This is a genomic window from Autumnicola psychrophila (assembly GCF_031846645.1).
In the GTDB taxonomy this organism is placed as follows: Bacteria; Bacteroidota; Bacteroidia; order Flavobacteriales; family Flavobacteriaceae; genus Autumnicola; species Autumnicola psychrophila.
On record NZ_JAVRHN010000011.1, the window covers coordinates 1 to 26,703 of the forward strand.

A 26,703-nucleotide genomic window follows, 5' to 3' on the forward strand; every position below is an offset into this window, starting at 1 on the left:
ACACATTCTTAACATCTCCATCATAAGTGAAAGTCTGAACAGCATCGGCAGTGATTACCGCTTCTGCTTTTTCGATCACAAGACTGGCAGTCAGAACTTTATCATTATAGTTGTCCTGACTTACTGTTGCAGTCACTTTATAAGTACCTGCATTAATTTGCCCATTATCGGCATATTTTACGGTGGCGCCTTCCGGAAGTCCGGTAACGGCAATGCTGTGTGCAGTTCCATCATAAGTGAAAGTGTCACCTTCAAAAGTGACCTCGGTGATTTCTGAAGAAGCCATATTTACTTCAGTTATTGATCTAAAGCCTGTCCAACCGGCGGCAGCATAGGCAGCAGCAGTACCGCTAGGGATGGTTAAATCAATATTGTAGGAATCCATGAAAGGATTTTGCCCAGGAGTTAAACTTAATGAAGTTACACTTCTTAAATCCCAATTCATATCGAAAGCACCCCATCCTATGTTCGTCAAACTAGCTGGAAGTGTTATATTAGTTAAGCGACTATCAAAAAAAGCAAAATAACCTATACTCGTTAAATTGTCTGGTAGGTTGATACTAGTTAATTGATTCCCTTCAAAAGCAGAGTTTCCTATACTGGTTACAGTCTGAGGAATTATTACATTTTGAAGATCTGCCCACATAAAAGCGTGATCACCTATAGCAGTCACAGTATAGATATTTCCTGAAAAATTTACCGAACTGGGAATGGTTACTGACGAAATCCCCCACTCGTTATATTCTATAATACGCACTGTCTGGTTTTCTTCAGAAATAACCTCATAACGAAATGGACCTTCCTGAAAGTAGGTTTGCGAAAAACCTGATGCAGAAACCAGAAGATTGAAAAAAATTAATAATCGCAAGCACTGACTATTTATAGCAATAAATTTTTTATTCACTGCCGTTGGTGTGGAAACAAATATTGTCAATAAGTGCAGTTTAATATGTTTAAGAGTAAAAGTTTGTTTCATATTAGTTGATTTCCATATTTAATTAAGGTTCGGCCTACTACCACTTTATACTGCTCCAGATCTGCTAATAGCGAACATGACATTTAAGTCTGTTCCTCTTATGGTTAAGAAATCAGGTGCTAAATCTTGGTGGTATCCGTGAAATTTATGATTTGCTCGGTAATTGTATTTGCGGTTCAGCTTAAGTCTAAAACTGACAATATGGAGATAATTAGAATTTTCACGTTTGAATTACAGCAGAAAGACTGCTGGTTACGCGTGCATAAGGAATAGTAAAAGTTCTTCATGAAAGAGTAGGTTAAGATATTGGGTTTATTGAGATTTTTGGGTTTTAAAATATTATCAGCACTTTTGGAGCTTTCCAAAAGGACCTGAAATTGAGGTTCAACTTGGAGTATGCAAAAAAACTTTAAAAAAACGTTAATAAAAATAAAAATAGATAATTGTAGTGTCTAAATTTGATTTGATCACGTGTTTTTTTCAAAATTGTTTATCTTATACTGTCCATAGTCTCTGAGACTAATAGTGATAAAGCTTTTAAAGGTTTTTTAATAAATTTACTAGTCTGGTAATATTATACAGCCATAGCTTCAATAGTCTTATTCTGCAGTGGTCACTTTTAATGATTGCTTTGCATGGTCTCCATGAAAAGTATTTCTATAGGAAGTAAAATAAAGTTCAAATTTTTTTAGGCGGGGTGAATCTAGCGGGAGAACTGATCTTGGATCTATTGCTTACAGCGTAATGACCCCTGCTCATGTGTAAAAACCAAAACTAACAAGAGAGTAATTATTTGAAGTCCTTATTTCTCCAAATCTGAAGTTATCAGTTCTTCTAGGGCAGGAAAAGGAGTAACCTAAGAAATCTTATTACCAGCAATTAATAATTTAAGGATCTCAAGGTCCTTTCTTAGTTTTTAGGCCAATCAGAACGGTTAATCCGAAGAAAACAACCCAAAAAGCATAAATTATATAGACATAGAATTCCCTCAGTAGCTCTTGTTCTATAATATAGAGTAGCCTTGCGAAGCCATAAATGTAGGCAGCCAACAATAACGGAGAAATAATGGAGTACATATATCTATTTTCATAGTAAGTGGTCAATTGCTGTTTATAATGCCTGGAGGCTTACATCTATCGGAAATCTTTTCTTTCTTATCATTACGAACTCCAGACATATCCTCATCACCAAAGTTACTGTCAAAATCCCTAAGTCTCTGGGTGCCTTACTGCTTATGTAGGTGGAAATCAAAAAGAAGAAGAGCCCCAGTAATAAAATAACAGCTATAAACACTATGAAGATCATCCATTCTTGATGACTGATGATCTCGTGATGGCTATTTTCGGGTTGTGCAGAAATCCCGTCCCGCTGCTCTTTTTTCTTTTCCTCCATTCATTCCTGCCACATTTTATAACTAAAATTTGCTTCAGTGATTCCACAGCGCGATGTGATATTTTGAGAGATTAGTTGCAAAAAAGGAAATAAATTGGATATTAAACAGTGGGAAATAGAGTCAAGTGTATTCAGGTTCTATTTGGATAACTTCTTTACAGGCCTGATTACAAAAAACCAGAATTAATTTTTGGTGAGCGAATATTGACTGGGGCTTACATCAGTTGCGCTTTTAAAAGCTTTGCTGAAAGATGTTCTGCTGGCAAATCCACATTCCCCGGCCAAAGCTTCAATAGTGTTACTTTGCAGGTAACCATTTTCAATAAGCTTTTTTGCATGATCCATTCGCAAACCGTTTTTATAGGCCGCAAAACTCATTTCAAATTGTTGCTTGAGGAAATAGGAAATATGATGGGAAGGCATTTCCAGTTCCCTGGCACATTCGGAAAGGCTGAAATTTTGATTCAAATAGGACCTGTTTTCTTTCAGGCGCTCTAGCTTTGCATTAACCACCTGCTCATCAAGTCCGAATTTCAGGTCCTCTGGTTGTTCTTGTGTTTTAATATCAGGAACAGGTTTTACCTGCTGTGGGTAACCGTACAGAATACTGGGGAAATAAATGGGAATGATTCCAATAAGAAAAAGCGCTATATATAGAAAGAAAGTTATAATTCCTCCATCTTTTCCTATAATAATTAATGAGTGAAATAAATTCTCCTGAAACATCTTTTCTAAAGCATAGATACTGGCCAAAACGGCCATTACCATTAAAATACTCCAAAAAGTGAATAGCCATTTATTGAGTATAGATTTTAATTCATCATTCTTTCCTTTTTTAATAAAGGTCCTTATTTGAGGTAGTAATACTACTAAAACACCTAACTGCCAAATGTGCCGCATAAGAAGATGTTGATCGAGATCTAAGAGCCAGTAATGAACTGCCAGTCTTTCCCGGGGTGATGAAATTGTAGAGTCAATAAGATTATTATAAAAACTCTCTGGTTGGAGATATACATAACTAACATCAATTAAACCTAAAAGAAAAGGAATAAACAAAATTAATTCTGCGTTATGCCACTTAAGTTCATCCGTCAAAATGACTTTGAAATAATAATAGATCGGGACAAAAATCAGGTGATACGGGAGTAACGGCCAAAGAAAGAACCATCTGAAATGCTGTAAATAGCCGCCGTCTATTATGTAGGCTTGCAAGGCATACACCGACAATAGAAAATAAAAACTACCTAAAATACGGGTGGCAGTAGTATTCGTAGATTTTTTTAGAAATAAGGTAGTGGATAAGACAAAGCCAAAGATGGATGCTATTAATAAAATGTTAATCAAATCGGAAGTATTACAGAACTTTTAAAGTTGTTACAGTGATGACCCAAATCATTTCGGCCCCATAACAACGAAATTTTTGTTTTAAACTATAAGGAGCTGAAAATGCTATTAAGTTTCTCCAAGTTATCATACTTTATCTTCTTTTCAAAGGTCCGACAACAAAGAAAAAGATTGAATAATTTTTTACAAATTTATTCCTATATTTTTTAATGATTTTTTTTAAACTTTTGAACTTATTTCATCTAGAGGCCACAGTCGGAATAAAGATTATTAACGATTGTGGCGAATGTCTGGCAATATATGACATCAAATAATTTAATTTTGCAGCGATCAGCTATTTCTTTAAAATAAAAATGACACGTTGATTCGAATAAACGGAAAATAAAGTGTCGTTAGGACCTTCCACACCTTCTTCGCTATTAATTTCTGTGCAATAGGAAGCAGTTGGACACTGCTGAGGGATTTAGTCTTGGGTTTTATTTTAATGGCTGGGGAAATTCAGGACGTAAGTTTTGTGCTGAATAATACAGAATTACTTTTTTCGGTTATAAATACGGAGAAGAAGAGTTGAGTATGTGAGGAAATTAAGGAGCAAAGCTGCTTTTTGGTAGCGGTGAAGACATCCTAACTACCGGAAGATTGTTTCTCCAGATAAAAGCTGCTATTCCACCAGAAATGAACTTATATCTTTTTTAATAACTAATTGCTCGAGGATAAAGAGGGAAACGGTCACCTGGTGCAGAGGTATAACAGAATCGTATGAACATTTTATTTACTCTGGCTTTTTTCAGCTTTAGAGATTCTTTTCTATAAAGAATACAACTTCCTATTCTTAAAACCGGAGCAGACAAAATATTTAAATAATTCCATACGTTCTTTTCGTTATCTTTAATTAGTTAACGGTAACAAAGATAGCATGTTTTTGGAGCGTATCGCGGTTATTACTCTTCAGCTGAGGGCAAAGCTCCAGGATTCTTTTAATTATGTACTGCGGGAAACAGATTCACAACTTGGCCAGGTATTAATTACCTGCTGTTTTTTATTTTTGACGACCCTCCTATTTTATGTCTGGACTACTCCCTCCAGTTTATGGATTCAGATAAGTTTTACTGTTATTTACTTTATTCCTTTTTTATTAAGCATGGCAGCCGTTTATTTCTTTGTTAAAAGAAAAAGGATCAGAAACAGATTAAATACCCTGGAAGTATATTCCATAGATGACGATGCGAGAGAAAAATTTCAACATTTTGACCTTAGGGTTATTCAATTAAGCATAGATCAGGCAAATGCTATTTTTGAAGCTTTCTCAGTAAAGCATTTCTGTGGAAGTTATAAGAGCTTTCAACTCACATTTTTTTTAACGCTATTTGTTAAATTTTGCATCAAAGTAAAAAGGTAATTATATTAAAATCATATAATTACCTTTTAAATGTGTTAATTTGATATGCTAAAAAGTCGGGATGACAGGATTTGAACCTGCGACCCTACGCCCCCCAGACGTATACGCTACCAGACTGCGCCACATCCCGAATCTTTACTCCATTAACGGAAGAAAATGAACCTCCATTAAAAGAAGTGCAAATAAAATAGGTTATTTACATATTTCAAAAGAATTATCACTTTTTGTTTCGCTCTTTTGCTGCAAAATGACTTATAAAATTATCAGGATGTGCCCCTGTTCTTTCTTCTCTGTCCAACATATCAATACGAGCCATATCCTCTGATGATATTTGAAAATCAAATACCTGCGAATTTTCCAAAATTCTTTGCTTATGTACGCTTTTTGGTATAGTCAATACGCCTTTCTGAAGACTCCAGCGAATCACTAATTGTGCTACGCTTTTATCATACTTCCTCGCGAGCTGCTTTAGTTCTTCAATTTGCATTACTTTACCACGCATCAATGGGGACCATGCCTGATACTGAATATTATTTTTTTTGCAGTAATCAATTAAATCTTGCTGAATAAGCCTGGGATGAAATTCATTTTGAAGAATCATAGGAATAACTTCAGATTTATTCTTTAGCTCTTCCAAATGGTGCTCCATGCAATTACACACTCCAATGGCTTTTGCTTTCCCATCGCGATGTAACTTTTCAAGAGCCCTCCAGGTATCAATATATTTTACGGTAGGCCAATGAATTAGATATAAATCAACATATTTAAGTTGCAATCTTTTAAGAGATTTTTCGAATGCTTTTAAGGTGGATTCATACCCCTCATCATCGTTCCAAACCTTTGTTGTCACAAATATTTCATCTCTCAAAATTCCGCTGGATCTAATAGCTTCTCCCACGCCTTCTTCATTCTTATACATACTGGCAGTGTCAATGTGCCTATAACCAATTTCTAATGCGGAATGGACTGCTTTTATTACTTCATCACCATTCTTTGACTTGTACACTCCTAGTCCTAAGTATGGCATATCATCGCCGTTTCTTAAGCTTATAGTTCCCCTAATATCTGTTAAATCCATACATCCTAATTTGAAATTGGATTTCAAAAATATACTGAAAAATTGAAGATCCGAAAGCTTTTAATTAGATATAGGGCGTATAGCGAGTGCAGAGGGTTTATTTACTCATTCTGAAAATCTTATAAGAAAAAAAGGTTTGTTTGCTGTAAAACTATATTTTTGAAGAAAATTTGCACTATCCCCAGATATGAAGAACCTCTTAATTGCCCTTATTCTAATGAGCTTCGCCTCCTTAACTACACAAGCCCAGGAGACTACAGAAAAGAATACCGACTCACTTTATTACAATGCACTTGATTTGTACAAAGGAAAAAAATATGGCGAGTCATTAAAACTTACTAATCGTGCTCTGGAAATTGCACCAGAATATCATGATATCAGAATTCTTCAGATAAGGAATTACTGGGCTCTCAATCAGCCAGATCAAGCTGATCAGGATTTAAATCTTTTACTAAAAGAAGCTCCACATTATGTAGACACCAAATCCCTTGCTTTGCAGCGTATTGGAAAGTATAATGCTAAAAAAGACGCTCTTCGGTTTATAGCTGAACTGGAAAATATTTATACTAATGATACTTCCCTGAAAATTCAAAAAGCACAGCTCCTGCTGAGTTTAAGAAGAAGAAAAGAGGCGAGGGAAATAGCCCTGAAAACTATAGAAGATTCAGAAATTTCAGGAGCCGATCGATATGTACTTCAAATTATATTGAATAGAACAGTAACTAATGAAGTTGCCGTAAATTATCAGCTAAACAATTTTAGCGATGTTTATGAGCGGGAGCCATGGCATACGATAAGTGCAGATTTTCAGCATAATGTAAACCGTACCGCAATAATTGGAAGGGTAAATTATACTGACAGGGCTTATGACCAGGGAACTCTATACGAACTGGAGGCTTATCCCGTGTTTAATGACAAAATGTATGGTTTTGTAAATGCAGGTGTTTCTGATGGTACACTTTTTCCTAATTACCGCGGAAGTGCTTCGTTTTTTTATAATTTCGCTCAAATCTTTGAAGCCGAAATTGGCGGCAGGCTTCTGGGTTTCTCCGATAGTAGTTTTTTCACAGGTATTTTTGGACTGACTGCTTATCAGGGTAGTTTCTATCTTAATGCCAGAACTTTTCTAGGGCCTGAAAGGTTAAATCAACTGGTCCAAAATTACCAGTTTAACATTCGATATTACTTTGGCAATGCAGATAATTTCTTCTTTGGCAGATTGGGAAGTGGTATCTCTCCCGATGAAAGGGTAATATACACCTCAGTACAAAACAATCCTGGTCTGGAAGCTTATTATTTTAATGTAGGTATAAATAAATCTTTGGGTGTCCACCATATTATTCAACTGGGAGGAGGTTATCTTTTTGAAGATGTAAATACCGGAACTAAGGGAAATCAACTTCTTGCGAACATCATGTATCGCTATAGATTTTAGTCTTCTGAGATTTTAAAACCTTTTCTGGTCATCACTCCCCAGCCAGACTTGATTTTAAACAACTTTTTGTAGTACCCCTTCATTTGGCCATACAGTAAAACCGGGTGATACAAAAAAGGCTCAAGATAAGATGCCAGAAGTAGTTCTACAACTTGTGCCGGCTTTGTATAATGGTCAAAGCTTTTAACATACATAAAAACTGCAGCCGTAGAAAAAAGACATCCCAGCAGATATATAAAAGCATAAATTAAAATAGCATTCGGCCAGTTTATTAACCCCATCAATGCAAAAACAAAAATTGCAATTATACCTAAGAATTCTACCAAAGGTGCTCCAAACTCAAAAATTAGCCAATAAGGAAAATAAATTATTCCCATATGCCTGTACTTCCTGTTTAAAAAAAGGTGTTTGTGTATACTTATAGTTTCCCATAAGCCCCTGGACCACCTGTCACGTTGATTAATAAGTACCTGATATGTGGGAGGTGCTTCTGTCCAGCAAAGTGTTTCTGGCAGATATACTACTTTGTATGGCAACTTTAGATCTTCCATATGAGTTCTTAACCTAATACACAGTTCCAGGTCCTCCCCAACCATTTTAGCATCAAACCCTCCTACTTCAATCACCCGTTTAAGAGGGTACATTCCAAAAGCTCCTGAAACCAACATAAGTCCATTGATTTCGCCCCAAGCCATGCGCCCCAGTAAAAATGCTCTTATGTACTCTACCACCTGAATCATTGGAACAAGATTATCAGGTAGCCTTAGCTCCTTTAAGACACCGTTTTTCACTACAGAATCGTTAGCTATTCCTATACCTGCTCCACAAGCAATTATTTCTTTGTCATCTTCTTCAAGATACGGCCTTACCATCTTTATTAAAGCGTCCTGTTCAATTATACAATCGGCATCTGTACATATTACCAGTTCACTACTAGCAAAGTTAATTCCCGCGTTTAATGCGTCTGCCCGTCCTCCGTTATTTTTATCTATAACTGTAAGATGCGTGTACTTTTTATTTCTGCTTTTATAAATATGATTTACAGAAGCAGTTGGAATTGGTTGTGTAATAAATGTTGCATCCCGCGGCTCCAGGTCAAATTCTTCAATTAACTTTTGTAGGGAGTCATCTTTACTACCATCATTCACCAGGATAAAATCATAGTACGGGTATTGGATAGAAAGAAGGGATTTTACGTTTTCTATTATGGTCAAACCTTCATTAAATGCGGGAGCAACCAATGTTACAGAAGGGATATCTGTAGCTCCTACGATATCCTTCACATTAAGAAAAACAGAGCGTTGCTTTGTTCTATTGATGGCTCTGTTAGCCAAGATTATCCCAGTAAAGTAGATGCTCATTAGGATAAGTCCGTAAAAAAAGAAAAAATAATTTACCGACCAGAAAATCACCTCTCCCCAAGAGATATTGAACAGATCATTCTGCATAGATGTCGGTATTAGAATATTGCTGCAGATAAAATTCCTGAACCTTTTCTTTATATCCATTATTCCAAAGAATCTCTGCTGATTTTAATTTAATTTCATCATTAGAAGTTCTTAAAAGCTTCATGTAGAATTCCAAGTCAATTTCTGAATTCTGAAAAACATATTCCAGAAGTTGTTTTTGCTGACTAACTACAGGAATCTCCTGAAAGTTTTTTTTGATATGCTCCATCTTCTCAGACGCATTAAAACTGTTAAGACAATAAATTGCTGCCTCCCTGACATCATAATTCGCATGACTAAGGTGTGCCAGGATGTAGTCTATCTCGCTTTCAAGATTATATTTTCTAATAATACGCATTATCAACTGTTTTGCAAAAATCCTGTCAGATCCATAGATTTTCCTTAACGATTCGACTTGTGGTTCCCTGTAAAGATCATACAATTTCTCCACAATTTTAATCTGTTGCCACCGTGTAACTTTCTTCTTTAAATAAGGTATAAACCGGAGACTTTCCCAACCCAAAATTACAACCAATGCTATTTGGGCTTCACGTCGAACATATAAATTTTTATGGTTTCTTAAGGGAATAATTTCCTGGAGGTATTGAGTCTGGTTCATTTCATATATTTCCCTAATGCCACAGGCTTTGTTATACCAGCCATAGGTTCGTACCTTAGAAATAGAAGCACGAAATGGTGGTATCTGTCCGTAAAGCTGTTTAAGTCTATCGTGATTTTTGCCCAATATCGATCTTTGAGTTCTTATCATTAGCGCTATAAGATACTGCACATTCTTCATTCTGGATTCCCTGATCCCTATTTTTCGCATGAGACGCTGAATTTCTACAAGTGATACAGGGTTTTCTTTATCTGGATAAAGATATTTACTCACTACATCTGCAAAAGTGCTTTCTATTAAATGAAGTTTACGGAGTCTTCGCTTTCTGTAAGACATGGTAATGCCAATACTTATCCAAAGAAGAATCAGCATGAGAAGGCCAATCTTAAGAATTAGAATAAGTATAGCTATATCCATTTAGTAGGTTTGCATTAGTTTCTCTATCTCATCCAGATCGAAGGGAATTTCAAAGAATCCTGCTATACCTTTTAAAGCCATAGTCTCTTGCTTGATTTTTTCCTGTCCCATATTCGAAACAATGAGTAGGTTACGATGAAGAATGACCTCCTGAACCTGAGAAACAAATTCCAACGGAGCAATACCATCAAATAAAATATCAGAAATAATAACGTCGAAATTGGTGTTTTGGTCTTCAATATCTAAATGGCTCAGGGAAGATATTGCTTTACAACTATAGGAATTTGAAATTGCAAGCCGTTCAAGGATCTTTAGAATAATTATGTCTTCCTGAATCACCAGGGCTAGTTTCGGCATCAATAGGGTAACAATTTGGAGTTTTGAAATATACTACTATTTCTAGACATCTTACAGGCTATAGGTAAAAGTATGGAAAGTATGGGATATTCGAGTATTAGATCATCTGTTTCTCATCTCATTTCCAAAAATTTTGGGCTAAATTTCAATATATCCTGAAAATTATTTACTATTACTCGTTCACCTGCTGAAAGATTCAGGCTTTTCTTCCTCTAGAGATTAACTACATTTTTCGACTAAACAAAACAATTTGGCTTGATCCTATATGATGTCGTCCAACATAAGTAAAAACAAAAAACACTGAAAATCAATAGATTAACAGTGTTTTTTTAACTCCTTTGCAATAATATTTTGTCGGGGTGGCAGGATTCGAACCTGCGGCCTCCTGCTCCCAAAGCAGGCGCGATAACCGGGCTACGCTACACCCCGAAAACTTAAATATAACTTAAGCGGATGCAAATATAATAATTCTGTCCACTCTGCAATAAAATTTTTTATTTTTATATCTTCGTTTTTAAAAAAAAGAATTTATGAAAAAGTTACTCTTTCTAATTGTTGTCACTGTTACTCTACATGCATGTGGAGAAAATGGTAAAAATACTGACACTGCCACTGCAGACCAAAATAGTGCAGAAGAAACCACCATTGAAAACAATGTTCCGGAGCCTATACCTGCGGAATCAACCTCTGGAAGTTATTCCTATGAAGTGGTTGTGTCCGATATGCAAATTCCATGGGGTTTTACCTTCATGTCAGATGGATCTATGCTCATTACTGAAAAAAGTGGTGAAATTATTCATTTTAAAGATGGCACAAAGCAACAGATAAAAGGAGTTCCTGAAGTTTATGATCGCGGACAAGGTGGGCTTCTTGACATTGTACTGCACCCCAATTACGAAGAGACCGGATGGATTTATATTTCCTATGCTTCACCTGAAGGATCGGAAGAAGGAGGAAACACTGCTGTCATGCGTGGTAAGCTTGAAAATGGAAGTTTCACAAGCAAAGAAGTACTTTATAAAGCCAGTCCTAATACCACAAAAGGCCAGCACTTCGGATCACGTATAGTTTTTGATAATGAAGGCTATTTGTACTTCACGGCAGGAGAACGCGGTGCCAGGGATGAAAATCCACAAGATATAACCCGGGACAATGGTAAAGTTTACAGGTTAAATGATGATGGTACCGTTCCTGAGAGCAATCCGTTTACAGAAAATGAAGATGCAAAAAAGGCGATTTTCTCCTACGGCCACAGGAATCCGCAGGGAATGATTCTACATCCCGGAACAGGTGAAGTATGGGTACACGAACATGGGCCACAAGGAGGGGATGAAATTAATGTAATAAAAAAAGGAGAAAATTATGGCTGGCCAGCAGTAACTTATGGTGAAAACTATGGCGGTGGTGCTATTACAGATGAAACTTCTAATCCTGAAATGGAAGATCCTATTTTCTACTGGCTTCCTTCCATTGCACCGAGTGGTATGGCATATATTACTTCTGAAAAATTTCCAGAACTAAAAGGGGATCTTTTAGTTGGCTCTCTTAAGTTCCAATACATTGAGCATCTTACCCTTAACGGGAAGAAAATTGAAAAGCGTGAAAAAATTCTTGAAGAAATTGGCAGGGTAAGAGACGTACGACAGGGTCCTAACGGAGATATTTTCGCAGCAATAGAAGGAACAGGAATAATAAAATTAACAAAAGAAGAATAATACCAATGAAGAAAGTTTTACTGATTGCTTTTGCATTTATCATGTTCGCCTGCAAATCTGACAAAAAGAAAAGCCAGAAAGAGGAAGATTCCTATATAATCCCTTCTACAGAAGAATCCGGTTCACAATCACCTTTACAGGAAAGTATGGCAAGAGGAAAAGAACTTTATTCTGGTTTATGCTCTACATGTCACCTACCAACAGGTCAAGGCATTCCAGGAACTTATCCTCCACTTGATGGGTCTAACTGGCTTACTGAAAAACGTGAAGCAAGCATCCATGCTGTAAAATTTGGGTTAAGAGGAGAAATAACAGTAAATGGAAAAACTTATGATAATTTAATGCCTCCACTGGGGCTAAGTGACCAGGAGGTGGCAGACGCTTTAAATTACGCGATGAATTCGTGGAGCAATAATATAGAGGATATGATAACCGCTGAAGAAGTTGCTGCAGTAAAGGAGTAGCTCGATAGACTGTGCTATTTATCCGTTTAATATTATTCCTGTCCATTTTTAAGATTTAGACCTTGTTAAAACGTGTCAAGCGCTGAAAGTGATGATTTTAACACCATAAGTTTTCTTACAAATTTCACGTTTTTTGCGAAACGTTTAACTAAAAACATTATTATTGCACTGTCAAATTTACTTTCTTTGACAAAAGTTTTTTAAATCAATTAAATTTAAACCTATGAAAAAATTATTTACTTTTTTGTTCATTGGCTCGATGATCGCATCTTGTTCCAATGATGAACTTAATGAAGTTAACGAACCAGAAACAGCAGTAGATCTGGAAACACAAGTAGCCGAAGGTCTTTATGACAATTCAAATCTTGGTATTTATGAAGGTGTGTTTACAACACTTGATGGAAAGCAAAGAGCAACAGTTCTTATTGAAATGAATGGAAAGGACAATCCGTTAGTTGCTTTTGGTTTTCCTGATGGACAACTAAAATCTTTCCGATCTGATGCTAAAGCATCAAAAGCATCTGATGATGCTATACAATTCTCAGGAGAGGATTTCTCTTTTGATTTTAGTGTAGAGGAAGATGGTTCAAACCCTATAGTTTCTAATGCTATATACATGGGTAAAGAAGGAGATGTGGTGATTGTAAAAGAAACATCTAAAGCGGCAGTAGAAACTAAAACAGGAACTTACAGATGTTTAAATGGATGTGAAGATCATCCTGATTTGGGCAAAGGAGGAACGCAAACTTTTAATTCAATAGCTACTAGTGATGGTATGGGCAATGGAGCTGATTTCATACTTCAGGTTACTTTGAAAAATGAAGTTTTTCCAGGTACTATGACACAGACTAATTGTGTGGCTAATGGTAGAGGTGCTACTACTTGTGATTTGTCTGGTACAATCCAAGGTGGTTCAGGCCCTGCTGATGTAACTGGTGAGCATACTTATGATAATGATAACATTGAACAATTTGAAGATTGTTCAACACTAAGAGGTCAGTGGGTCTATGACTCAGCTTGGTTTGGAGAATCAAGCCTTGTGTTTGAATCAGATTCAGCTTCTGGAGAAGAGTGCATTTAATATAGTGTACAACATTACAAAAAAAAGAAAACCCGGGTTTTAACTCCCGGGTTTTTTTGATTAATTTTTTCATCATAAATTTTTAGTTGCTTGCTATTTAATTCTTTCGAATACGCTGTATTCCTTCCATTAGTATTTGGAATTTACTGGCTAATTGGAAGCAAAAAATTAAAGCTTCAAAATCTTCTGATTTTAGGAGCCAGCTATACTTTTTACGGTTTCTGGGATTGGAGATTTGTAATACTTATATTTTTAAGCTCTATTGTTGATTATTACACTGCAATCCTGATTAGCCAATCATCTTCCGCCAAGTATAAAAAATTATACTTATTATTTAGCTTAGTATGGAACCTTGGGGTTCTCTTTACTTTCAAGTACTACGATTTCTTCGTACAAAGCTTTTTACAAACTTTTAATTTAACCGGAGCTAATAATTTCGCTCTTTCCTTTGAAATAATCCTTCCTGTTGGGTTAAGTTTTTATACTTTTCAAACCATTAGTTATACTATAGATGTTTATAAAAACAAAATAAAACCCACAAATCATCTTTTAGAATTTCTTTGCTATGTAAGTTTTTTTCCACAACTTGTTGCTGGACCAATTGAAAGGACCTCTTTTTTATTACCACAATTTTTCAAGAAACGACAGTTTTCTCTGAAAAGAGGAAAAGAAGGCTTACGTCAAATTTTATGGGGACTATTTAAAAAAATAGTCGTTGCCGACAATCTAGCCTTGGCAGTAGATACTTTTTTTGCCAAACCTTCAGATTTTCAAAGTTGGGAATTATTTTATGGATTGGTTTTATTCTACTTTCAGATCTATGCGGATTTCTCCGGATATACTGATATTGCTTTAGGTTCAGCCAAATTATTTGGTTTTAAATTACATGTTAATTTCAATCTTCCCCATTTTGCCAGAGGAATACCCGATTTCTGGAGAAGATGGAATATCACCCTAAGCCAGTGGTTTAGGGATTATGTGCATATCCCATTTCTGCAAAACAGAAAAAAAACTCCCTATAATAGATATGTGGCTTTAATATTGACCTTCGGCTTAATAGGTCTCTGGCATGGTGCAGAGTGGACTTTTATTTTGTTTGGTCTTATCCATGCTCTTTATATGATTTTATATCAGATCTATTATAAGAGGATTGGTACTATAAAAACCAATAAGTTAATACCAGGAATCCTAATTAACATGGGGGCTATCGGTTTATCTTTTACGCTACTTGTGCTATCCATTGTTTTTTTTAGAGCACCAAATTATGAAGTAGCTTTTACAATTCTAGAAAGGATTTTTCGGTTTATACCTGATCACAATTTTGAAAGCATTATTAAACTCAATATTGGATTTCTTTTCCTTATGCTACTAATGGAAATATTTTCCCAAAAGAAGGAATATCCTTTTGAAGATTTGGAGAAGCTAATACCGAGATTGGTGAGGTGGTGCATATATTATATTTTTGTTTATCTAATAATCCGTTATGGAGGACCAAAAGAATCATTCATTTATTTCCAGTTCTGATTTGAAAAAATTCACACTTCGGATGACTATATTTTTATTTCCGATCCTTGTTATATATTCTATTATGGAATATATTTTGAATGAAATGAATTTTGCTGAAGCTGTAAAAAACGAGTTTATACAACAAAATTCACCGCAAATAAAATTACTTTTCTTGGGATCTTCTCAAATAGAAAGAGCCGTTAATCCTAAATATCTCTCCATAACTGCTGTTAATCTCGCAAATGCTAGCCAAACATTATATGAAGATTTCCAACTTCTAAAATTCTTTCAGCCTAAGTTGCCAAATTTAAAGATGGTAGTTATAGAAATATCTTATGATAAATTAGAACGTGACAAATCACATGTGCTACCTATTATAGATCCAAAAAATTTAAAATTCTATGGTGTAAATACTTTTGATCGGCAGATAAAAATCCAGGATAATTTTTTATTCCACTTCAGCCCTCAATACTTTTCTAAGAAACTGGAAGAAGAAATCTTTAGCACTTCCAGTATCGAGTTAAACAAATACGGTTTCGATGAAAACAAATATGACGGCGCATATAGTCGTAATGCAGATTATATTTTAATAGAAAATATAAAAAACAATGAGAATTACAAGAAGAACATTCTTTTGCTTGATAAAATCCTCACCTACTCTTATAAGAATAAATTGAAAATAATGGTTTACCACCCACCTACCCATAAATCATATAATAATTTACGGGATCCGAAATTAATGGAAAAATGGAAAAATTTAATGGATAGCCTTAAGAGCAAACATCCAGACATTCCATTCTTTATTGAAGATACCAATGAAGATTTTACCAGAAAATTTTTTGATGATGGAAATCACCTAAATCCAATAGGTGCTGAAAAAGCTACAAAAAGGCTGGATTCTGTAATCCATGTGAAATACCCCCAACTATTTAAGGAAATTAATGGAATCCATGAATAATTTAATCTCTGTAATAATACCGTTATTTAATAGGAGAAAATTGATTATTGAAACTATTGATTCTATTCTTGCGCAAACTATGTCTAGTCTTGAAGTAATTATAATAGATGATCATTCCACAGATGGATCTTATGATATTGTAAAAAACTATGTAAATAAAGATAGTAGGTTTCGGGTCTTAAAGCGGAAAGGAAGTTCAAGAGGGGCTCCGGAATGCAGGAATGAGGGCATTATGATTGCCCGAGGTAAGTACTTGATGTTTTTAGATTCAGATGACCTTTTGGATCCGACGTGCATTGAGCAACGATTAAGTTATGCTTCACAAATGCCTGGAAAAGATTATTACATATTTAATGTCGCGCTATTTTCTCCTGATACCATGATAGCTGATTATTTAGCTGCAAACCTTGAAACTAAAGACGATCTGGATGGTTTTATCAAATATACCGGAGGATGGCATACTTCAAGCTCCCTGTTTAAATCAGAATTTGTTCGAAAAAATCTACATTTCGACACCAGGGCTCTCAGTTGGCAGGACGTTGAATTTCATATTAGAGCTATAATTATTAGTGAAAATTATCAAAAATTTAAAAATTCCAAACCAGATGTGTATGTGAGAATCTCTGCCATCAGCAGAATCTCTACTTCAGAGTGGTCTTATGAAAAGTTATATTCACGAATTTTAATTTATTCCGAAATTCAGGATCTTATTTTGAAACGGACCGGCAGGAATTACAAGAAAGAATTTCTTTATTTTTATTTCTTTTACCTGGAAATTGCAGCCAGAAAGCTCCAACAGGAAAGTTTCAGTAAAATCTTTAAATTGTGGAAATCTCGCTATGCCTATGATGTTCCAAAAGGCACGGAAGTGTATTTGCATTCTCTTAATTATTTATCTAGAAAACCTCTGAATATTCTTGGGGCAATTCTTTATAAAGCAAACAGAATCTTTTACGGTGATAGTCTCAGATTTCCTCAAAAAAAAGTCAAACTCAGCCAACCTATAGATTTGCCGAACTTCAACAGAGTCAACTAGATTTAATTTTCTTATATAATTTTTTTAGCCTGAGCTTAAGGTTAAAACAGTGAGTGTAAAAGGTATCCTGTGTTTTTATAGGTTTTAGCCCAAAATCCTCTCCCTTAAATTTCGTTGTAAGATAATATTGATTTTTCACGTCATTTATCATATTTCTCTCATGAACAATTTCTAACCACAATCGTTCACCTCTATAAGCTATTATATTTTTTTCACTTGACCACTTATAATGATCTCTGGAATAAACCCCCTTTAAATTTTCAACTGATTCCACCAAGCTTATAAAAGGATTATAATATTTAAAATGCTTTCTAATTTCAAAAGGTTGCTTCCCGGTATTCATTTGATATCCTCTTATAACATCTATAATTACGCGCTTTTGTCCTTGTGCAAGATTTTGAATAGTGTCAATAAAATCTTTGTGAAGTGCATCATCATTGTCTAGTCTGGAGGTAATTACAGATGAATCCCATTCGTCTATAGATCCAATTATGTGATTTTTTAATGCTGACTGTAAATTTTTAACTCCATCAATATAAAGAGGTTGAAAAGCTTTTGTGTCGGAAGCAAAATTGTTTATAGAATTCTTAAAATCCTGAGGTGTATGAATATCAAAAAAAATAAGCCAGGTGAAATTTCTATTTGTCTGATTTATAACAGATGGAACACAGTAATCCATAAAAATCTTGTACCGCTGTGATAGCCATTCAGGAGTTAATACTACTTCCCCCTTTTTGGTTCTTACCCAATTTTCATTTCTTAAATTGAATCTGGTACACAAAAAATGTTTCATTCGCCATGATAGTTTAGAAAATCAAGTTCTCTCATTACTTTTTTCGCAAGTTTCTCATAATCATAATTTGTTCCTGCCATCTTCCTACATTGCTTTGACATTTTCTTGTAATCAGCTTCTCTCATATATGAAATATCCTTTATAATAACTATCAGTTCTCGCATATTTTGATATAAATATCCGTTTGCTCGATTTTCAACTATCTCAGAAAAAGCCCCCGAAGCTCTTACAATTACCGGGACTCCAGCAAAATTAGCCTCTGCTACTGTCCTCCCAAATGCTTCATAGCGTGCATTAGAAATAAGAAAATCAAACTTCTTATAAATCTCTCTTCTATCTAAAAAATCATGAAAAACAATATTAGCCACATTTTGCTTCCGAAGCCATTTCTGAAAATCTTGGTCTCCGTGTCCAATTATATGAAGCTCAAAATTCAACTCTTTAATTTCAGCAGTTTTAAATAATTCTATTATTTCTTTCTGATTCTTTTGATCGTTAATCCTTCCAACAATACCAAAACGTATAGGCTTATGCAGCCTACGATCAGAAAAAGTTTCAGAATCAAGTAAAACACTGTTGTAGACAACTTTAGATTTTACTTTACCAAACTCATTCAAATAATTTTTTTCAAGGAATTGAGATGGAAAAAAATGCAGGTCAGCGGAACGATAATATTTTAAAAACTTTTTTCTGTTTTCCAAGTAAAAACCATAAACATTGTCATTCAAAGTTTCGCGATGATGCCAGACATTTTTAATACCTAGCTCTTTTGCCACCGTTAATCCCATTGGATTCAAAGAAGAATTGACATAAATAAAATCAGGGCAAAATTGGCTCACATAATTCAAATGTTTTTTGATAGCCAACTTATTCTCAAATAATTTCCTCCATTTATTTCGTAATAACCAAAATTTAAATAAGATGAAAGATTTCTTTTTCCACTTATCTCCAAATGCTTTATTGTAAAACCAATTGTAATGTTCAATTACCTTATAAGGAATGTTTTTCCTGATCAATTCAGATTCAATGATGCCATTTTTGGGTATAATTAACATTATCTCTAAGCTTGGATTACATTCCTTCATCCCCAAAATCAACTCCATCAAAGACCTATTAGCCCCATATAATGTAGAAGAATGTGCGTAAAATAGAATCCTCATATCCTTTAAGGTAAAAATAAAACAGCCCCGCCTGAAAAGTCAAATATAAACTTTCACACAGCTACAGACAATTTTATTTTATCTACCGCCCAGGTTTGGTTTTAAATAGTAATAGCTAAATTTGCCTTAAAAAAATTTATGCTCATTATCGGAATTGCCGGGGGAACGGGAAGCGGAAAAACCACTGTTGTAAATCAAATTGTAGAAGAATTGAAAAATGATGAAGTCGATATTATTTCGCAGGATTCATATTACCAGGACACTTCACATTTGAGCTATGAAGAAAGGGTGAAGATTAATTTTGATCATCCAAAATCTATAGATTTCGACCTGTTGGTGAACCATCTTAAAGAATTAAAATCAGGCAAAGCTATAGAGGAGCCACTTTATTCTTTTAAAGAACACAACCGCACCGGCGAAACCCGCACCATCCATCCCAGGAAGGTTCTTATCGTAGAAGGAATTTTAATTCTGACTCATCCCGATATACGGGAATTGTTTGACATCAAGATTTACGTGCATGCCGATAGTGACGAACGTTTAATCAGAAGATTAAAGAGGGATATTAACGAACGTGGCCGCGATCTCGACGAGGTTCTCTGGCGTTATCAAACTACACTAAAGCCTATGCACCAGCAATTTATAGAGCCTACTAAAGAGTTTGCAGATATTATCATTCCTACAAATCGCTATAATACGGTAGCTGTTGACATTGTTCAAACAATCATCAAAGATCGCTTAAGCTAATTTTGTATATTTAAAGCAATGAAGTGGAAAGAGATACGCACCAGACCCTGGTTTAAATTTTTTAGCAATAGATATGTATTGCTAAGCCTCATATTTGCAGGCTGGATGTTTTTTTTGGACAGTAATTCCTGGTTTATTCACCATGAACTGAATCAGGAAGTAAATGAATTAAAGGAGAACAAAGAATATTACCAGAACCAGATCGCTCACGATAAAGCTATTATTCAGCAGTTGCAGGATTCTGTTCAACTGGAACAATTCGCACGTCAAAAATATTACATGAAGCGTGCAGATGAGGATATTTACATCATCGAATACGATTCAATAGAATAGAGTAATTATACCTGACTATTTAAACATTACTGATGAAGGATAAGTTATTTCAGGAATTTGATGAAGTTTCTGCCCGCCAATGGAAGCAAAAAATTCAATTTGATCTGAAGGGCCAGGATTATAATGAAAAATTAATCTATAAGAGCCTGGACGGCATTGACATTAAACCTTTTTACCACCAGGATGATGTATCTCAAAGCATCAAAACCCCTTCTCCCAAAAACTGGAATATTTGCGAACGAATTTACGTGGCATCAGTCAAAATTTCAAATTCGTTAGCTAAAAATGCCATTAAAAAAGGTGCTGAAAGTTTATGGTTTATCATTCCAAATGAAAAAATTGATATCTCAGAATTATTTAAAGACCTTAAACTAAAGAATCTGCCGGTTTACATTAGTCTCGAATTTCTTTCTGTCAGTTTTATCAGGAAAATCCATGATTTTATTAGCGAAAAAGAAGCTTCTGTCTTCCTGCAGACCGATATTGTTGGAAATCTTGCCAGAAGCGGAAACTGGTTCTATAACCTAAAACGGGATCACGAAATCCTGGACGATATTGTTAAAATTTCGGGTGCCTTTAAATCGGTAATTTCCGTCGATAGTACGTTATATCAAAACGCCGGTGCTACAATTCCGCAGCAATTGGCTTATGCCCTTGCCCACGCAAATGAATATTTAAACCGATATGCCGAAAATGGCAATTTTCAACATTCAGAAGATTTTCAGCTCCAGTTTATCGTCGCTTCAGGATCAAATTACTTCTTTGAGATCGCTAAAATTAAAGCCTTAAGATGGCTCTTTGCTATATTGGCCAAGGAATATAAAATTGCCGATAATTGTCATATTTTGGCCTTGCCTTCAAAAAGGAATAAAACCTTATACGATTATAATGTAAACATGCTTCGTACTACCACAGAATGCATGAGTGCGATTTTAGGTGGCGCAGATACGGTTTATAATTTGCCTTATGATGCTATTTTTCATAAAAACAATGAATTTGGAGACAGGATAGCCCGCAACCAGCTACTGGTAATGAAAAATGAAGCTTACCTGGACAAAGTTTCCAATGCCGCAGAAGGAACGTATTATATCGAGAGCCTGACGCGGCAATTTGCTGAAATGGCACTGGATATTTTTAAAGAAATTGAAGAAAAAGGAGGCTTTCTAAAGCAATTAAAAGAGGGAATCATTCAGCGGAAAATCAAAGAAAGTGCTGAAGCAGAACAGAATATGTTTGACAATGGTAAACTGGTGCTTATCGGTACCAATACTTTTGAAAATCCTGAAGATAAAATGCAGCACGAATTGGAATTATATCCATTTCTAAAAAGGAATCCCAGAAAAACGCTAATTCCGCCAATTCTCGAAAAACGCTTAAGCGAGAAGATGGAACAGGAGAAACTGGAACTGGAAAAAGCCGAAAAATAATGCCAAGAAAAAATCTTCAACATATAAAATTAACAGAGCCAGAACTAAAACCTCAACTTCAGAAATCTGAAGAATTCGAAACTCCGGAAGAAATTAGGCTGAAATCTTCTTATTCCGAAGAAGATATTCAGCACCTGGAGCATCTTGGTTTTGCTGCCGGAATTCCGCCATACCTGCGTGGCCCGTACAGCACAATGTATGTTAGCAGGCCCTGGACAATTCGTCAATACGCGGGATTTTCTACTGCAGAAGAAAGCAATGCTTTTTACAGAAGAAACCTGGCGGCCGGGCAAAAAGGACTTTCTGTAGCATTCGATCTTCCTACCCACCGCGGTTACGACAGCGACCACGAACGTGTGGTTGGCGATGTGGGAAAAGCCGGGGTGGCCATAGGTTCTGTAGAGGATATGAAGATCCTTTTCGACCAGATTCCACTCAATAAAATGTCGGTTTCGATGACGATGAACGGAGCAGTGCTCCCTATAATGGCCTTTTATATCGTTGCTGCTGAAGAACAAGGCGTAAAACCTGAAGAGCTTTCGGGAACTATTCAGAATGATATTTTAAAGGAGTTTATGGTACGCAATACTTACATCTACCCTCCTACTCCATCGATGAAGATTATCTCAGATATTTTTGAATATTCTTCTAAAAATATGCCCAAATTTAATAGTATCAGTATTTCCGGATATCATATGCAGGAAGCCGGAGCTACCTGTGATATAGAGCTGGCCTATACCTTAGCCGACGGACTAGAATATATCCGCAAAGGCCTTGGCGCCGGAATGGATATCGACAGTTTTGCTCCGCGTCTCTCGTTCTTTTGGGCTATTGGGATGAACCATTTTATGGAAATTGCCAAAATGAGGGCAGCACGTATGCTTTGGGCAAAACTGGTTAAACAATTTAATCCCAAAAACCCGAAATCCCTTGCTTTAAGAACCCATTCCCAAACCAGCGGCTGGAGTTTAACAGAGCAGGACCCGTTTAACAATGTCGCCAGAACTTGTATTGAAGCTGCCGCCGCTGCGTTTGGAGGAACTCAAAGCCTGCACACCAATGCTTTAGATGAAGCTATTGCATTACCAACAGACTTTTCAGCAAGAATTGCGAGAAATACACAGCTCTTCCTGCAACAGGAAACCAAAATCACCAAAACGGTAGATCCATGGGCAGGAAGTTATTATGTTGAAAGCCTTACAGATGAAATTGCGCACAGAGCCTGGGATTTAATTCAGGAAGTTGAGAATTTAGGAGGAATGACCAAAGCCATAGAGGCAGGAATTCCCAAAATGAGGATTGAAGAAGCTGCAGCAAAAAAGCAGGCGCGTATTGACAGCGGAACAGATATTATTGTTGGGAACAATAAATACAGGCTGAAAAAAGAAGATCCGCTTGTAACGCTGGAAGTTGATAACCAAACGGTTAGGAAACAACAACTTGCCCGGTTAGAAAAAACGAAAAAGGAAAGAAATTCTGCAAAAGTAAAAAAAGCTTTAGCAGATTTATCTTCTGCAGCAAAGCACGAAAATGGCAATTTACTGGTATTGACTGTAGAAGCCGCCAGGCATCGCGCTACCCTTGGTGAAATAAGTGATGCCCTGGAAGAAATTTACGGAAGGTATAAAGCAAAAATACAGTCCTTTAGTGGTGTTTATTCAAAAGAAATGAAAGATAATTCCTCCTTTAAAAAAGCACGTGAATTAGCCGATAAATTTGCAGAGCAGGATGGTCGCCGCCCACGTATAATGGTAGCAAAAATGGGACAGGATGGTCACGACCGGGGTGCGAAAGTGGTCGCTACAGGATATGCAGATCTTGGATTTGATGTAGACATTGGTCCGCTTTTTCAAACTCCAAAAGAAGCCGCAAAACAGGCCTTAGAAAATGATGTACATATATTAGGAGTTTCTTCCCTGGCAGCCGGGCATAAAACCCTTGTTCCGCAGGTAATAGAAGAGTTGAAAAATCATGGTCGTCAAGATATAATGGTAATTGTAGGAGGCGTAATTCCTTCCCAGGATTATCAGTTTTTATTTGATGCCGGTGCAGTAGCGGTTTTTGGTCCGGGAACAAAAATCAGTGATGCTGCAATACAATTACTAGAAATTTTGATTGAATAAATTTTTATTACTGACATTTGTTATGATTAACCCCGACTACATCACCTTAAAAAGAGAACCTTTCTTTAGAATTGCAACAGAATTACTTTCAGAAGAATCAATAATTCTTGATATTGGTGCGGGAGATGGTAAGTTTGCTGAATACTGCAATACAGAAGACATTTTCTTAATTGATAAGAACATAAATACTGTAAAAAAACTAAAAGAAAAATATCAAAATGTCTTTTTAGGACAGCTCCCTCAATTACCATTTGAGAATGAATTCTTTGATGTTATACATATAAGTCATGTAATAGAGCATTTATCCCCTGATGAGCTTTATCTTACGTTGGAGGAAATGAGCAGATGCTGTAAACCTGGAGGAGCCATAGTGGTTTCCACACCACTCATGTGGCATGGATTTTATAATGACCTTTCACATGTCAAGCCATACAACCCAATGGTGCTGGAAAAATATCTTTGCAGAAGCAGAAATAAAAACTTTAGCAAGAGTAATATTTCTAGCAGTTTTAGTGTAGAAAGACTAGAGTATAGATATCTCGAAAAACTTCCCGATTTGCATTTATATAATTTTAGTAAAATTGGCTATCTTATAAAAAGGATAAGTATTTTTATCAAAAGAAGACTCTTTAAAAGATATATTCGAACTGGGTATACAATTGTTTTAAGGAAAGAACTGTAACTTTTAAACTGTATTCCAAATTCTATGGTTTTTAAGCTTTAACTGGTAAATTAAACCGAGAAAGGCTTAAAGAATGACGCTTTAAGAGGAAAACCTTACTATTATCAAAATTTTGCAGGATATTCGCTAAAAGGAAATAACTTATTTCTACAAATCTTTTTCTTCAATGAAAACTTTCACCTGCAACAACTGTAAGAATATAGTTTTTTTCGATAACGACATCTGCGGATACTGCGACAGTTTATTGGGATATTGGAATGAGGAAGAAAAGATAATAGCCGCAAACCCGGGAACAGCTTTTTCTGAAAATAGTACAGACTTTAAATATTGTAAAAATCACCAATACAGTGCATGTAATTGGTTAATACCCGACAATTCAGACATTGAATTTTGTGAAGCCTGCCAGTTAAACAGTATTATCCCAAACATTGAAGACAAAAAAAGACTGGAGGAATGGCGGCTAATAGAGTTTGCCAAGCACAGGTTAATTTATAGTCTTAATAAGCTACAACTACCTTTTGTTTTTCAGCAAAAAGACGGGAAAGATTTAAAATTACAATTCCGCTTTTTAGGACCACAATCCAATAGTGAAATTGGGCAGAAAATCCTAACAGGCCACCTAAACGGCATCATAACCTTGAATGTAGAAGAAGCAGACGATTTAAAGAGAGAAAAGGCACGAATGCAGATGGGAGAAAAAATGAGAACCCTGTTGGGGCACTTTAGGCATGAAATTGGGCATTTTTATTGGGAAGCTATTATTTTGCCACATCAGGAGAATCTTCATCAGTTTCGGGAAATTTTTGGAGACGAAAGAAGAGATTATTCTGAAGCCCTGCAGGAGTATTACAAAAAAGGACCTGCCGAAGATTGGCGGAAGTTCTTTATTACAAAATATGCCTCTTCACATCCATGGGAAGATTTGGCCGAAACCTGGGCTCATTATTTACACATCATGGACACTGTGGAAACCGCATACTATTTTGGTGTAAAAACAGAACCGAAGGTTTTAAAAAACAAGCAACTTTTAAGTTCAGGTATTACAATTAATCCTTACAAAGAAAGCGATTTTGATGCCATTGTAAATGAATACATATCTTTAACTATAGCCATAAATTCTTTGAACCGCGGGATGGGCCTCTCTGATATTTATCCTTTTATTCTGAATAAAAAAGATATTAGTAAATTAGGCTTTATACATAACCTTTTATTTGACCGACGTAATACCTTTCAGACATGAACTACCAAAATAAAATGCTTAGAGACGACGCTTTATACGGAAAATCGATTGTAGTTACCGGTGGTGGTAGCGGACTCGGAAAAGCGATGACCAGATATTTCCTGGAATTGGGAGCCAATGTTGCCATTACTTCCAGAAACCTCGAAAAGCTGAAAAATACAGCTAAGGAACTCGAAGGAGAAACCGGCGGGAAGTGTTATCCATTTCAATGCGATGTTAGGAATTATGATGAAGTAGAAAAAATGCGGGACGCGGTTATTAAAAAGTTTGGAAGTGCAGATGTCTTGCTAAACAATGCTGCAGGAAATTTTATTTCCCCCACTGAAAGATTAAGTGCTAATGCTTTTGATACAATCATTGATATCGTTTTAAAAGGAAGTAAAAATTGTACGCTCGCATTTGGTAAACATTGGATTGATAAAAAAGAAGAAAATAAGACCGTTCTAAACATTGTTACGACCTATGCCTGGACAGGTTCTGCTTATGTTGTACCAAGTGCCACTGCAAAAGCAGGTGTTTTGGCAATGACTCGGTCCCTGGCAATAGAATGGGCAAAGTACGGAATCAGGTTTAATGCAATTGCCCCTGGCCCCTTTCCTACCAAAGGCGCATGGGACAGGTTATTGCCCGGAGATCTGAAAGAAAAGTTTGATCTGGCAAAAAAAGTTCCGCTTAAACGTGTTGGAGAACACCAGGAACTGGCAAATCTCGCAGCTTATCTTGTTTCAGATTTTTCAGCTTATGTAAATGGGGAAGTTATTACTATAGATGGTGGAGAATGGTTGAAAGGTGCAGGACAATTTAATCTGCTTGAAGCTATTCCGGAGGAAATGTGGGATCAACTTGAGGCAATGATTAAAGCTAAAAAGAATTAAAAGTTCAATGTTTGGAGTTCAAAGTTTCAGTTTTCAACTATCTGGTTCAGACTTTTGTTGTAGTTATATTTTCTCAGAGCCCGCAAAATTTTTAACCA

23 protein-coding genes and 2 tRNA genes are annotated in these 26,703 nt (G+C 35.9%); 14 read left to right on the forward strand and 11 right to left on the reverse strand.

Annotation, left to right across the window (positions count from 1 at the left end; all coding sequences use genetic code 11):
- The 5 genes from RM541_RS13750 to RM541_RS13770 all read right to left on the reverse strand — a co-directional run.
- Nucleotides 1-868 (reverse strand): leucine-rich repeat protein (locus RM541_RS13750; protein WP_311500715.1); only part of this gene is annotated, 868 nt, incomplete at its 3' end.
- A 1,218-nt stretch (nt 869-2,086) separates the two neighbouring features.
- Entirely contained in the window at nt 2,087-2,368 is a 282-nt protein-coding gene (locus tag RM541_RS13755) for a hypothetical protein (protein WP_311500716.1), read from the reverse strand.
- A gap of 183 nt (nt 2,369-2,551) precedes the next feature.
- Nucleotides 2,552-3,712, reverse strand: coding sequence for a helix-turn-helix domain-containing protein (locus tag RM541_RS13760; RefSeq protein ID WP_311500717.1), 1,161 nt, complete (start codon nt 3,710-3,712; stop codon nt 2,552-2,554).
- Between the two features lie 1,455 nt (nt 3,713-5,167).
- Nucleotides 5,168-5,241 (reverse strand) — tRNA-Pro (locus tag RM541_RS13765).
- An 87-nt stretch (nt 5,242-5,328) separates the two neighbouring features.
- The gene (locus RM541_RS13770) at nt 5,329-6,189 is read right to left on the reverse strand and encodes an aldo/keto reductase (RefSeq protein WP_311500718.1); all 861 of its coding nucleotides are present in this window, start codon (nt 6,187-6,189) and stop codon (nt 5,329-5,331) included.
- A gap of 187 nt (nt 6,190-6,376) precedes the next feature.
- Here RM541_RS13770 and RM541_RS13775 point away from each other — a divergent pair, with 187 nt between their 5' ends.
- Nucleotides 6,377-7,624, forward strand: coding sequence for a YaiO family outer membrane beta-barrel protein (locus tag RM541_RS13775; RefSeq protein WP_311500719.1), 1,248 nt, complete (start codon nt 6,377-6,379; stop codon nt 7,622-7,624).
- Here RM541_RS13775 and RM541_RS13780 read toward each other — a convergent pair.
- The 4 genes from RM541_RS13780 to RM541_RS13795 form a co-directional block, all read right to left on the reverse strand.
- Nucleotides 7,621-9,072 (reverse strand): glycosyltransferase family 2 protein, encoded by a 1,452-nt coding sequence (locus RM541_RS13780; protein WP_311500720.1) that lies wholly within the window; start codon nt 9,070-9,072, stop codon nt 7,621-7,623. The two genes, RM541_RS13775 and RM541_RS13780, sit on opposite strands and share 4 nt — an antisense overlap.
- Nucleotides 9,062-10,108: a hypothetical protein gene (locus RM541_RS13785; RefSeq protein ID WP_311500721.1), complete on the reverse strand. Its 1,047-nt coding sequence runs from the start codon at nt 10,106-10,108 to the stop codon at nt 9,062-9,064. Before RM541_RS13785 ends, RM541_RS13780 begins: the two co-directional genes overlap by 11 nt.
- Nucleotides 10,109-10,465 (reverse strand): response regulator, encoded by a 357-nt coding sequence (locus tag RM541_RS13790; protein ID WP_311500722.1) that lies wholly within the window; start codon nt 10,463-10,465, stop codon nt 10,109-10,111. It abuts the gene before it with no gap.
- A 354-nt stretch (nt 10,466-10,819) separates the two neighbouring features.
- A tRNA-Pro gene (locus RM541_RS13795) sits at nt 10,820-10,894 on the reverse strand.
- A gap of 101 nt (nt 10,895-10,995) precedes the next feature.
- Here RM541_RS13795 and RM541_RS13800 point away from each other — a divergent pair.
- From RM541_RS13800 to RM541_RS13825, 6 genes are all read left to right on the forward strand, one after another.
- Nucleotides 10,996-12,180, forward strand: a complete 1,185-nt coding sequence (locus RM541_RS13800) for a PQQ-dependent sugar dehydrogenase (RefSeq protein WP_311500723.1) — start codon at nt 10,996-10,998, stop codon at nt 12,178-12,180.
- 5 nt (nt 12,181-12,185) lie between these two features.
- Nucleotides 12,186-12,644: a c-type cytochrome gene (locus RM541_RS13805; protein WP_311500724.1), complete on the forward strand. Its 459-nt coding sequence runs from the start codon at nt 12,186-12,188 to the stop codon at nt 12,642-12,644.
- A 223-nt stretch (nt 12,645-12,867) separates the two neighbouring features.
- Nucleotides 12,868-13,725 (forward strand): hypothetical protein, encoded by an 858-nt coding sequence (locus tag RM541_RS13810; RefSeq protein WP_311500725.1) that lies wholly within the window; start codon nt 12,868-12,870, stop codon nt 13,723-13,725.
- Nucleotides 13,726-13,815: 90 nt separating this feature from the next.
- The gene (locus RM541_RS13815; RefSeq protein WP_311500726.1) at nt 13,816-15,249 is read left to right on the forward strand and encodes an MBOAT family O-acyltransferase; all 1,434 of its coding nucleotides are present in this window, start codon (nt 13,816-13,818) and stop codon (nt 15,247-15,249) included.
- 64 nt (nt 15,250-15,313) lie between these two features.
- Entirely contained in the window at nt 15,314-16,189 is an 876-nt protein-coding gene (locus RM541_RS13820; protein WP_311500727.1) for an SGNH/GDSL hydrolase family protein, read from the forward strand.
- Nucleotides 16,182-17,225 (forward strand): glycosyltransferase family 2 protein, encoded by a 1,044-nt coding sequence (locus RM541_RS13825; RefSeq protein ID WP_311500728.1) that lies wholly within the window; start codon nt 16,182-16,184, stop codon nt 17,223-17,225. Before RM541_RS13820 ends, RM541_RS13825 begins: the two co-directional genes overlap by 8 nt.
- Here the strand turns inward: RM541_RS13825 and RM541_RS13830 are convergent.
- Both RM541_RS13830 and RM541_RS13835 read right to left on the reverse strand, forming a co-directional pair.
- Nucleotides 17,218-18,018 carry a glycosyltransferase gene (locus tag RM541_RS13830; RefSeq protein WP_311500729.1) on the reverse strand — a complete coding sequence of 267 codons (801 nt, stop codon included), beginning with the start codon at nt 18,016-18,018 and terminating at the stop codon, nt 17,218-17,220. The genes RM541_RS13825 and RM541_RS13830 overlap by 8 nt on opposite strands.
- Nucleotides 18,015-19,121, reverse strand: a complete 1,107-nt coding sequence (locus tag RM541_RS13835) for a glycosyltransferase family 4 protein (RefSeq protein WP_311500730.1) — start codon at nt 19,119-19,121, stop codon at nt 18,015-18,017. The genes RM541_RS13830 and RM541_RS13835 overlap by 4 nt, the downstream gene beginning before the upstream one ends.
- Before the next feature lie 195 nt (nt 19,122-19,316).
- On the opposite strand from RM541_RS13835, the gene udk reads away from it, so the two are divergent.
- The 7 genes from udk (at nt 19,317) to RM541_RS13870 (ending at nt 26,605) form a co-directional block, all read left to right on the forward strand.
- On the forward strand, nt 19,317-19,925 hold the full coding sequence (gene udk / locus RM541_RS13840) for a uridine kinase (protein WP_311500731.1): 609 nt from the start codon (nt 19,317-19,319) through the stop codon (nt 19,923-19,925).
- Nucleotides 19,926-19,943: 18 nt separating this feature from the next.
- The gene (locus tag RM541_RS13845; RefSeq protein WP_311500732.1) at nt 19,944-20,258 is read left to right on the forward strand and encodes an FtsB family cell division protein; all 315 of its coding nucleotides are present in this window, start codon (nt 19,944-19,946) and stop codon (nt 20,256-20,258) included.
- Between the two features lie 32 nt (nt 20,259-20,290).
- Nucleotides 20,291-21,685 (forward strand): methylmalonyl-CoA mutase subunit beta, encoded by a 1,395-nt coding sequence (locus tag RM541_RS13850; RefSeq protein ID WP_311500733.1) that lies wholly within the window; start codon nt 20,291-20,293, stop codon nt 21,683-21,685.
- Nucleotides 21,685-23,808 (forward strand): methylmalonyl-CoA mutase, encoded by a 2,124-nt coding sequence (scpA, locus tag RM541_RS13855; RefSeq protein ID WP_311500734.1) that lies wholly within the window; start codon nt 21,685-21,687, stop codon nt 23,806-23,808. The genes RM541_RS13850 and scpA overlap by 1 nt, the downstream gene beginning before the upstream one ends.
- Before the next feature lie 22 nt (nt 23,809-23,830).
- Nucleotides 23,831-24,490: a class I SAM-dependent methyltransferase gene (locus RM541_RS13860; protein WP_311500735.1), complete on the forward strand. Its 660-nt coding sequence runs from the start codon at nt 23,831-23,833 to the stop codon at nt 24,488-24,490.
- 166 nt (nt 24,491-24,656) lie between these two features.
- Nucleotides 24,657-25,730, forward strand: coding sequence for a zinc-binding metallopeptidase family protein (locus RM541_RS13865; RefSeq protein WP_311500736.1), 1,074 nt, complete (start codon nt 24,657-24,659; stop codon nt 25,728-25,730).
- Nucleotides 25,727-26,605 (forward strand): SDR family oxidoreductase, encoded by an 879-nt coding sequence (locus tag RM541_RS13870; protein WP_311500737.1) that lies wholly within the window; start codon nt 25,727-25,729, stop codon nt 26,603-26,605. The genes RM541_RS13865 and RM541_RS13870 overlap by 4 nt, the downstream gene beginning before the upstream one ends.
- The last annotated feature ends 98 nt before the right edge of the window (nt 26,606-26,703 follow it).